The organism is Halorubrum sp. SS7, assembly GCF_005435055.1.
Taxonomy (GTDB): Archaea; Halobacteriota; Halobacteria; order Halobacteriales; family Haloferacaceae; genus Halorubrum; species Halorubrum salinarum.
The window spans coordinates 1-231 of record NZ_SGXV01000648.1 but is presented as its reverse complement, the minus strand read 5'-3'; the positions used below and the strand labels follow the sequence as shown (position 1 = coordinate 231).

1 pseudogene is annotated in these 231 nt (G+C 67.1%); it reads right to left on the bottom strand.

The features are described 5' to 3' along the window. Window positions 1-231: pseudogene (locus EXE44_RS19480) on the bottom strand (heme ABC transporter ATP-binding protein); the annotation flags it as partial.

The window sequence follows — 231 nt, the reverse complement described above, 5'->3', positions numbered from 1 at the left end:
CCCTCGTGCATCACCGCGAGCCGGTCGGAGAGCCCCTGTACCTCGTCGAGCTTCGATGACACCAGAAGCACGGCCTTCCCCTGCGAACGAAGGTCGAGCAGCCGATCGTGGAGGAACTCCGTCGATCCGATGTCGACGCCGCGGGTCGGGTGCGTCGCGACGACGAGGTCGGGGTCGCGCTCGAACTCGCGGCCGACGATGAACTTCTGCTGGTTACCGCCCGACGACGAC